Origin of the sequence: Catenovulum agarivorans YM01, from assembly GCF_000281085.1 — a bacterium.
GTDB classification, from domain to species: domain Bacteria; phylum Pseudomonadota; class Gammaproteobacteria; order Enterobacterales; family Alteromonadaceae; genus Catenovulum; species Catenovulum agarivorans.
In genome coordinates this window covers 24,886-35,032 of the sequence record NZ_JH767533.1, presented here as the reverse complement: position 1 = coordinate 35,032, position 10,147 = coordinate 24,886, and the positions used below count along the sequence as shown (strand labels likewise).

Genomic DNA, 10,147 nt, shown 5'->3' with positions numbered 1-10,147 from the left:
GCTCTGGCTCTGGCTCTGGCTCTGGCTCTGGCTCTGGCTCTGGCTCTGGCTCTGGTAGTACATCGTCTTGTTGTTTAGGGGCTGCTGCAAGTTGATTTTTAGCTTTCTGTGCAAAAAACTCCGCAGCTGTCATATCTGGTTTGTTTTCTAACTCTTCATCTACTAACTTTTCGTGTTTGACCACAGGCGCAATACTACTTTGTTCAATCGTATTTTCTGCTAGCTTCGCTTGTTCGGCGTTACTATCTTTAGTGCTGCTGTTCTTCAAGCCTAAGTAGTTAAAATAACCAAAGGTCACAGCCGCAATCAACAAAGTAAACACGAATATTGCCCACATAGTTTTTATTGATTTCTGGGTTGGGTCAGTCGGTTTTATTTGGCTTGCTAATACTTGTTGCTCTGTTGCAATCGTACCAATTAATACAACAGGATACCCTGTTGGTTCAATCAAGTTTATCCACTTGGCGGCATCTAGTGCAGAGCATTCGAATATAACTTTACAAACACCAGCAAGGTTTTTGACACAAAGCAATAGCTCTTCCAACAAAGGTGCTGAAGCAGGTTGTTTAACAACAATCAAATAAACAGAGTTATTATCATCAAATTGGTTAAATTGCGCCAATAAACTGTGTGATGGATCGTGGAGCGGATTATCAAATAGCTGACGTACAATTTGGCTACGAGTGGCTGGTAAATCAGCATTATTACTTATATAAGCAATGGAATAATCGTCTTGCAGGGTTTCAATATGATGCAGCAAAGGCTGTTGAGCGCTGTATATAATTAGGGCGTTAGTATAAGTTAAATTATGCTCTAGTCGTTCCCAGACTGAAGGTTGCATAACAACGCCCCGCTACAATTATTTGAGGATATTTTCTAACTCTTGCTCAGTCACATCATCCATAATTTGACACTCACCAATTTTTGTTGGCACGATAAAACGCATCACATTGTTTTGTACTTTTTTGTCACGCTTCATATGCTTAACAAAATCGGCACAAACCATAGATGCAGGTTTTTCCACCGGCAATTGATAATCGGCAATAGTTTGTTTGATTTCACTGAAATCATCTTCGCTGATATACCCACGCAACTCTGCCAATTTAGCAGCTAAAACCATGCCTGTGCCGACAGCTTCACCATGTAACCAGACGCCATAACCCATTTCAGCTTCAATTGCATGACCAAAGGTATGGCCTAAATTTAATAAAGCTCTAGCACCTTTTTCGGTTTCATCTGCGGCTACGATTTCAGCTTTGATTTCACAACAACGTTGGATAATTCGAACAAGTTCGCTCTGCTCTAATTGAGAAATCGCTTGTTGGTTGTCGATAAGTGTTTGCCAAAAAACGCGGTCAAAGATAATGCCATATTTAAGCACCTCAGCCATACCAGCCGCAAACTCGCGTGGTGGTAAAGTTGATAGCGTATCTGTGTCGATTACGACAGCTTCAGGTTGCTTAAACGCACCTATCATATTTTTGCCAAGTGGGTGATTAACTGCGGTTTTACCGCCAACTGACGAATCCACTTGAGATAATAGTGTGGTTGGTACTTGAATAAAATCAACACCACGTTGATAACAAGCAGCAACAAACCCGACTAAATCACCAACTACACCACCACCTAATGCAATTAAGGTCACATCACGAGCACAGTTATGTTCAAGCAAAAAGCTATTAACTTTTTCAAAATACTCTAAAGATTTGTACTGCTCACCATCAGGCAACTGATAGCTCAACACCTCAAAATCAGCCAAAGCTGAAGTGAGTTTGTCTAAATATAAAGGTGCAACAGTTGTATTGGTGATAACAACAACACGTTTACCAGTAATCAATCGAGAAAACAAAGCCTTATCTGCAATAAGGCCTTGTCCGATACTAATAGGATAACTGCGTTCACCCAGTTCAACCTGAACTTCACATGTGCTCATGACCAGTTAAAACCCTAATCTGTCGATGATTTCGCGAGCAACAACCTTTGCACTTTGGTTGTCTGTTTTAACCACTAAATCCGCAACTTCTTCGTATAGCGGGTTACGGTTTTCAGCTAAGTCAGATAAAATTTCTTCTGGATCACCGTTTTGCAACAGTGGTCGTCTTTTATCTCGTGCTGTACGTGCAACTTGTTTTTCTATGGTTGTTTCTAGATAAACCACGAAGCCACGGGCAGAAAGGCGATTACGCGTTTCTTTACTTAAGATTGAACCACCGCCTGTAGCTAACACAATTCCTTGTTTTTCGGTTAAATCAAAAATAACTTTTTCTTCGCGAACACGAAAGCCTGCTTCGCCTTCTACATCGAATACCCAAGCGATGTCCGCACCTGTTCTACGTTCGATTTCTGCATCTGAATCATAGAACTCTAGATGTAATTCTTGTGCCAATTGGCGACCAATTGTGCTTTTACCAGCGCCCATAGGGCCTATAAGGAATATATTTCGTTTCTCAGCCATTTTAGTTCTTACACATCTTATTGATTAAGTTTAAGTTGCTCCGAAAATCCAAGTGTACTTTTGAAGTGCGGCGATTATCCCAAGATTCAGTGTATAAAAGCAAGCTTAGGATAATAAAATGACAAGATTCTCCCCGCAATCACCTTAATTAAACGAGGAAAAGGCTGTCAAAGCGTAATAATGTTCAAATCTAGTTTATAATTTTTCAGTTACGATTCTGGGAGTGACGAAAATCAACAATTCCTTTTTCTCGTTAAATTCAGTGGTTGATTTAAATAAGCGACCTAAATAAGGAATATCACCTAGCAGAGGTACTTTTTTCTCACTTGAGACCATCTGTTGCTGATAGATACCACCTAATACAATAGTTTCACCATTATCAACTAACACTTGTGTGCCTATCTCTTGCGTATCAATAGCAACTGCAGATCCCGTTGGGGTCGCGACTGTATCACCACGCGTGTCTTGGGTTATGACTAAATCCAACACTATCTTATTGTCTGGGGTAATTTGTGGTGTCACTTGCAAACTCAAAACGGCTTTTTTAAAGGTCACAGCTGTCGCACCACTTGATGATGCTTGAACAAATGGTATTTCTGTACCTTGTTCGATATAAGCGGTTTTTTGATTCGCCGTTGTTATTCGTGGACTGGCGATAATTTCACCCTTGTTTTCAGTTTCTAACGCTGACAACTCTAAATCCAAAATTGTGCCATCATCCAACCTTGCTATGCTTAAGCCTATACTGCCGGCAGGATTTGCCACAGGTAAATTTACGTTAAGTCTGTCAGTTAGCGACGGTATAGTGCCATTGGCAATGGTATTAGCACCACTAATAGTCCCAGAAACACCATCTGTATTTTGTTGATCACTAAACCCCCAACGAATACCTAGTTCCTCAGATAAATTGTCATTTACCGTGACTATACGAGATTCAATCGTCACCTGTTTAACTGGTATATCTAATATAGTCACAAGCTTTTTAATGTTGTCGATGCCTTTAGCTGTGTCTCTAATCAATAAAGTATTGGTTCTTTCATCTACCGTCACTGTGCCTCGCTCGGACAACATGCCCGCACCTTTACCAGTTAACATGCTCGAAAGCTCACTGGCTTTAGCATAATTCACTTGGATAAATTCCGAGAATAACGGAGAAAGTTGATCCACTTGTTTTTTAGCTTCCAATTCGCGAGCTTCACGCGCGGAAATTTCATCGCTCGGCGCGACCATTAAAATAGAGCCTTCCATGCGTTTATCTAGACCCTTAATTTTTAAGATAATATCAAGGGCTTGATCCCAAGGTACACCATCCAATCTAAGGGTGACATTGCCGGTAACCGAGTCACTGGTCACTAAGTTAAAGCCGTTATAGTCAGCAATAATTTGTAGTACAGTGCGCACTTCTACATCCTGAAAATTCAGAGAGATTGGTGAACCTTCATATTTTTCTGTCGCCAATAAACCACCTTGAATACGATCCTCTTCGACTTCCAAGGTAAAAATGTTATCTAGTTGCTGATATTGATATGAGACAGGTTTGTTGGTTGTAATTTCAACTCGGGTATGATTCCTGTCTTTAAATGTTTCAACTGAATCAACAATTGTTCCGAAGTCAGTCACATCCAATTGATAGAGCAAGTCAGGCAAAATATCAGTGTTATGAAACATAACGATTATTTTTTCTGCCTTTTCGCGCACATCAACCGCAGCCATACTGCTTTGTAAAAAAATTAAAACTCTGCCTGATTTATCTTTGCCGTGGCGAAAATCCATTGCTTGAATTTTATTTACATGGGTTTGTTGCGTCTTAGGTTTATCAAAACCAGCATTATCAGACACCAAGATAAAAAAGCTGTTGCCTTGAGTGCGGGTTTGATAAACCTTTAAAGAATCCAAGAACAAGTTAATGCGCACACTTTGATCTATATATTCAATTTTAACTTTTTGTACACCAGCAATATTAATCGGAATTTCATCCAAATAATTTTCAAAGTCTGCTTCATCGATATCGATTTGGATGCGCGAAGGATTATTTAACACTTGTATTTGCGGCTCACGAACTAATTTTTGGTCAAAAACAAACTCCAACTCAGTTTCGCCAGCCATGATAGGATTATATTTAACCTCATATAAGACCGACATAGCCCAGCTACTAACAGGTAACAAAAACAACATGGTTCCAGCTACCAAGGCTTTAATCTGACTATGCACTTTTAACTTTGTTATCATTTCTGTTTACTTCCCGCGTCTGTTTCTGCATCCAAAATCGTGATTTCTGCTTTTCTTATGTCCCAACAACCAGTTCCATCTGGCACCATCTCTTCTATTTGAATATAGTCAGGGGTAATTTTTACCACTCGACCATGAAATAAACCTAAGTAGTTGCCTATGCCAATTCTGTAAAGCGAACCATTTGAAGCCGAAGCTAACGCATAGATTTTATCCTCTCCGCCCATAGTGCCACGCATACGGATATTATCCAGCGCAAACTTTTCCAACGGTTCTTTGGTGCGCCTATAGTTTGGCTGTAAACAATCTAACGTCTGGCCGAGTTTATCTTCAATTAATTCAGGCTCTGGCTCAACAAAAGGACTGCGCATACCACTAACTGAATATTCAAAACTTTCAAATTTTTCAACTTGTGGAATTGGTTCGATACTAGGCTGAGTGGTATTTTTCACCTGCTCGGTAAACGCTTGTAAATCACTAACATCATCACTACACGCAGCAACTGTAACAACTAAACCCAAGAGCGCTAGTATTCTCATTTGCTGACAACCTCTTTATATCTATAAGTTTTTGCCAACAAACTAAGCTCTAAAACATCATCGCCTTTATTTGCAATTGTAAAGTTATGCAAAGTAACAATACGCGGTAATGCTGCGACTCGCCCCAAAAATTCACCAAATTCGTGGTATCCCCCTACCACTTCTAACCTTAAGGGTAGTTCAGTATAAAATTCTCGTTCAATTTCTTCTTCCCAATTGATTTTTTTAAACGATAGTCCACTGGTTGTCCCTACATAAGTAATATCGTCTAACAAACCCGGTGTTTCGCTTTCAGTCGGCAAACGTTTCAACAACTCAGCAAAGTTTTTTTCCATTTCAGCCATCTGCACTTTGTATGCATCTGCATTGATCGCAACTTGATATTTAGCTTGAAATTGCTGCTTTAGGCTTTGCTCTTGCGCTGTGATATTTTGATAGGTTTCAATTTTTTCGCTAATCATTAAATAATAGCTGAGCACTGCAACTAAAATAGCCAATAGAATCGCAACTATAATTTTTGCGACCTTGGGCCACTCTCCCATATTATTAAAATCGAGTTCGAGCTCATTTAAGTCGTTTAAATCAATGTTTTTCCAATCCATACGACTACTCCTTGCCTTCAGTTTGGTTACGATTTAAACCTTTAGACTGTATTTGCACTGACATGGTAAAGTCACTTAGAACCCGCGCACTTTCATCTATTTTTGCGGCAACGATTGCATTTAGAATGGGAGTTTCGAGTAAATACGATCCTTCAATTTGTCGCATCATAGTGGAAACTCGATTATTGGATTCGGTTTTGCCCTGAACTATTACTTTAGAATCAGTTTTTTCTAATTTGACTAAATAAATACCAGGCGGAACAACCTTAACTAATTCGTCCATAATTTGTGCGCCAACGTTACGGTTGCCCTGAAGGTCGGCAATCAACTCCATTCGCTGCTCTAAGTTGGCACGCATATTTTTCAGCTCTTGGATCTCTTTAATTTTTGAATCTAGTACTGCTATTTCGTTGAGCAAATACTGATTGCGAGCTTGCTGATTCGCAATAAGGTTATTGTAATAAGTATTGACCATTAACATTATAAATAAAGCAGCCGCAGCGCTCATGGCAAGTAGCAAAATGTATTGTTTCTGTTTTCGCTGTTTTGCCTGCTCTCGCCAAGGCAACAGATTTATATGTGGCACGGCTCAATACTCCTCATGGCTAAACCTGTTGCTATCATGAATTGTGCGCTAAGCACAGGCTCATGCGCTTGCGATTCGGCGCTTTGCCCTTCTTCAGCTTGGGCTGGGTCGTCAGTTATCATTTGGGCAAAAGGATTCGCAATAACGCAGTGAAGGCCTAACTCATCTTCGATAACTTGTTGTATCCCTTCAACCAATGCTGTTCCACCAGATAGGATCAGGTAGTCTATTTTTTCTTCTGCACTTGAGGTCAAGAACATTTGGATGGCACGTCTGATTTGTTGGATAACTGCCGTTTGAAAGGGAGCCAATACTTCAAAAGTATAATTTGGGGGTAAATCTTTAGTTAGTTTAGCGAGTTCAGCTTCTTCATATGTTTTGTTGTAGTAATTAACAATATTTTTTGTATAGGCATCACCACCAAAAGATTGGTCTCGGGTATACAAAATCTTGTTCCCCTTAAGCACAGACATCAATGTCATATTTGCGCCAATGTCTACTAGACCAATCAATTTATCATTCGCATCATCAGGTAGTTGTTCAAGACAAACTTGCGCAGCTCGAGCAAGTGCGAATGCTTCAACATCCATAATTCTCGCGGAAAAACCACCTAGTTCTAAAGCAGAGACCCTAGCTTCAACACTTTCTGTACGAGCAGCGCTGAGCAAAACATCCACTTTTGTTGGATCTGCACTATTTACCGACAAACGTTCAAAATCTAGACTCACTTCTTCAATAGGGTATGGAATTAAACTATCCGCTTCTATTTCAATCTGAGTCGCCAATTCCTCATCGGTAAAGTTGACGTCCATATAAACGGTTTTAGTTATCACTGTGGAGCCAGAAATTGCAACTGCAACCTCTTTGTGCTGTTTAGGGAGTTTTTTGCGAAGGCGAGACAATACTTTGCCGACAGCTTCAATATCTTGCAAGTCACGCTCGTTCATCGCCCCTTTCGGCATAGACTCTGTCGCGTAATGCAATAATTTAATTTTGTCTTCTGCTTGTTCAAGCAAAACGGCTTTAACTGAATAAGAACCTATATCTACACCGATAAATAACGATTCTTGTTTGTTGAACATTTCCTTAAACATAAAACAACCACATACTTGTTATTATTTTCTCGACAGTGCAATAATAACGCAAAATAATATCCGCTTTACATTTTATTGCTCAAGATAGCTGATAATATCCACTATCTTGGCGGAGTACCAGTAAGTTTTAACACTTGGTGAATTTTGTGAAAAAATTTCTTATATATTTTACACTTTTTTCAATTTTTTGCGTAATTCTCGGCGTAACTTCTATTTACGCTGTTTATCTTCATTTTAAAGATGAGTTACCACCAGTAAATACACTAAAGCAAGTAGAATTCCAAACACCAATGAAGGTTTATTCGGCTGACGGTAAACTTATTTCTCAATTTGGTGAAAAGCGTCGCATTCCGCTGCAATTTGAACAAATCCCCCAACCACTCATTGACACTTTGTTGGCAACTGAAGATGCACGTTTTTATTCGCACCAAGGGGTCGATGTAATTGGTATATTTAGGGCCGCATTTGCCGTTTTAGTCAGCGGGAATAAAACCCAAGGAGCAAGTACACTGACCATGCAGGTTGCTCGGGGTTTTTTCTTAACCCGGGATAAAACCTATATTCGAAAAATTAAAGAAATTTTTATCGCGCTGCACATAGAGCAAGAGCTCACCAAAGAAGAAATTCTTACCCTATATATCAACAAAGTTGAACTTGGGTATAGAGCATTTGGTTTCGGTGCCGCCGCACAAGTGTATTATGGTAAAGATTTATCTGAACTAAACATTGCCCAATTTGCCATGTTAACCGGTTTGCTCAAAGCTCCTACGGCATACAACCCTTTGCGTAACCCTGAAAGAGCAAAATTTAGACGTGATACTGTTTTGTGGCGACTTAAAGAAACGAATCATTTAACCGAATCAGAATACAGAGCGGCCATACAGCAACCTTTAACCGCCAAATACCACGGTGCACAAATTGAATTAGACGCACCCTATATAGCAGAAATGGTTCGCCAAGAGATGGTCGAACGTTTCGGCGAAGAAATTGCCTACACTAAAGGGTATCAAGTTTATACCAGCATAACCGCAAAAGCCCAATTGGCTGCGCAAAATGCGTTACGCGAAAATTTACATAATTATGACGAGCGCCATGGTTTTAGGGGCCCAGTCAGTCAATTGTGGCAGCAAACTGAGCTTGCCTGGACCGAAGAACAAATTTTGCAATATCTTGATAAACAAAGTGAATTTGGTTTGTTAACCGCTGCTGTTATCACAGCAATTGACGATGAATTAAAACGTTTCCAATTTATCGACAAAAATGGCTCTTATGCTTGGGTCAATTGGTCAGGCATGTCATGGGCACGAGCGTTTATTGACGACGATCACCAAGGAGAAGCACCACAACTTCCTAGTGAAATCGTTAAGGTCGGAGAGCTAGTTTATTTACGCAAATCAAACCACAGCGAATGGCAACTCAGTCAATTCCCCGATGCATCTTCTGCACTAGTCGCACTCAACCCAACCAATGGTGCAATTATCGCATTGACTGGTGGTTACGATTTTTATCAAAGCGAATTTAACCGTGTTACTCAAGCAAAACGTCAAGTTGGCTCCAACATTAAACCTTTCATCTATTCAGCAGCGCTAGAGCATGGATTCACACTTGCCAGCATTATTAATGACGCACCGATCAATCAATGGGATAGACAACAAGGCACAGTTTGGCGTCCGAGAAATTCCCCGCCCGTCTACGACGGACCAACTCGTATGCGTACTGCTTTAGCTAAATCAAAAAATGTTATATCGGTTAGGTTATTGCGTTCGGTTGGTTTAGATAATGTGGTTAACCACCTAGCACAATTTGGCTTTTCACCGCACGACTTACCAAAAAATGAGTCTTTAGCACTCGGCTCTGCTTCTTTTACGCCGCTAGAACTCGCCTCTGCTTACACAGCTTTTGCTAATGGTGGCTTTGTTGTTGAACCATATTTAATTGACAGAGTCGTTACTCCAGAAGGAAAAGTTATCTACAGTGCAAATCCGAAAATTGCATGCACAGAATGCGAGTTATCTGTAGATGAACAACAAAATGAAACCCTACCGGCCAAACGCGCAATTTCAGCACAAAACGCTTTTTTAATTGCTGATGCGATGCAAAGCACCATTTGGGGCGGAGGTAACTGGAATAAAGGAACAGGCTGGAATGGCACTGGCTGGCGTGCACAAGCGTTAAAGCGCACAGACATTGGCGGTAAAACAGGTACTACCAATGAAGCAAAAGACACATGGTTCAGCGGCTATGGCCCTAACATAGTCGTAACCAGCTGGGTTGGCTTTGATGACCACTCACGCGCACTGGGCTCTACTAGACCAAATCCAAATCTTGCAAGTGATCAAGTATTTGGTAAAGAGTTTGGTGCACAAACGGCTTTACCTGCATGGATTGAGTTTTTAGCAGTTGTACTTGATGGCGCAGAAAAACAAGCAGTCACATTACCAGAGAAAATTGTGTCAGTACGTATCGATAGTGAAACAGGTAAACTGACGACAAGCTCTGATCACACTTCATTATTTGAATATTTTGTTCGAGGTACAGCTCCTGACAGTTATGTCGAAAGAGATCCACTACCGGATATTTTAAATGCTGAAGCTGCTGGTGAAGTCACACAAAAAGGAACTGAAGGCATTTTTTAATGCCTT

General features: G+C 40.4%; 8 protein-coding genes and 1 pseudogene. 1 reads left to right on the top strand and 8 read right to left on the bottom strand.

Annotation, left to right across the window (positions count from 1 at the left end):
- The 8 genes and pseudogenes from WSC_RS25065 to WSC_RS0115750 form a co-directional block, all read right to left on the bottom strand.
- Positions 1-841: pseudogene (locus tag WSC_RS25065) on the bottom strand (hypothetical protein); the annotation flags it as partial.
- 18 nt (positions 842-859) lie between these two features.
- Positions 860-1,933, bottom strand: a complete 1,074-nt coding sequence (gene aroB, locus WSC_RS0115780) for a 3-dehydroquinate synthase (RefSeq protein WP_016956915.1) — start codon at positions 1,931-1,933, stop codon at positions 860-862.
- Between the two features lie 6 nt (positions 1,934-1,939).
- Entirely contained in the window at positions 1,940-2,455 is a 516-nt protein-coding gene (gene aroK, locus WSC_RS0115775; RefSeq protein WP_026016891.1) for a shikimate kinase AroK, read from the bottom strand.
- Between the two features lie 195 nt (positions 2,456-2,650).
- A complete protein-coding gene (locus tag WSC_RS0115770) occupies positions 2,651-4,684 on the bottom strand; it encodes a type IV pilus secretin PilQ (RefSeq protein WP_016956913.1) in 2,034 nt (677 codons plus the stop codon).
- A complete protein-coding gene (locus tag WSC_RS0115765) occupies positions 4,681-5,223 on the bottom strand; it encodes a pilus assembly protein PilP (protein ID WP_016956912.1) in 543 nt (180 codons plus the stop codon). Before WSC_RS0115765 ends, WSC_RS0115770 begins: the two co-directional genes overlap by 4 nt.
- On the bottom strand, positions 5,220-5,825 hold the full coding sequence (locus tag WSC_RS0115760; RefSeq protein WP_016956911.1) for a type IV pilus inner membrane component PilO: 606 nt from the start codon (positions 5,823-5,825) through the stop codon (positions 5,220-5,222). Before WSC_RS0115760 ends, WSC_RS0115765 begins: the two co-directional genes overlap by 4 nt.
- 4 nt (positions 5,826-5,829) lie before the next feature.
- A complete protein-coding gene (locus WSC_RS0115755; RefSeq protein ID WP_016956910.1) occupies positions 5,830-6,411 on the bottom strand; it encodes a PilN domain-containing protein in 582 nt (193 codons plus the stop codon).
- A complete protein-coding gene (locus tag WSC_RS0115750) occupies positions 6,399-7,505 on the bottom strand; it encodes a pilus assembly protein PilM (RefSeq protein ID WP_016956909.1) in 1,107 nt (368 codons plus the stop codon). The genes WSC_RS0115755 and WSC_RS0115750 overlap by 13 nt, the downstream gene beginning before the upstream one ends.
- A 137-nt stretch (positions 7,506-7,642) precedes the next feature.
- Here WSC_RS0115750 and WSC_RS23085 point away from each other — a divergent pair, with 137 nt between their 5' ends.
- Entirely contained in the window at positions 7,643-10,141 is a 2,499-nt protein-coding gene (locus WSC_RS23085; protein ID WP_050996201.1) for a penicillin-binding protein 1A, read from the top strand.
- Positions 10,142-10,147 lie beyond the last annotated feature (6 nt).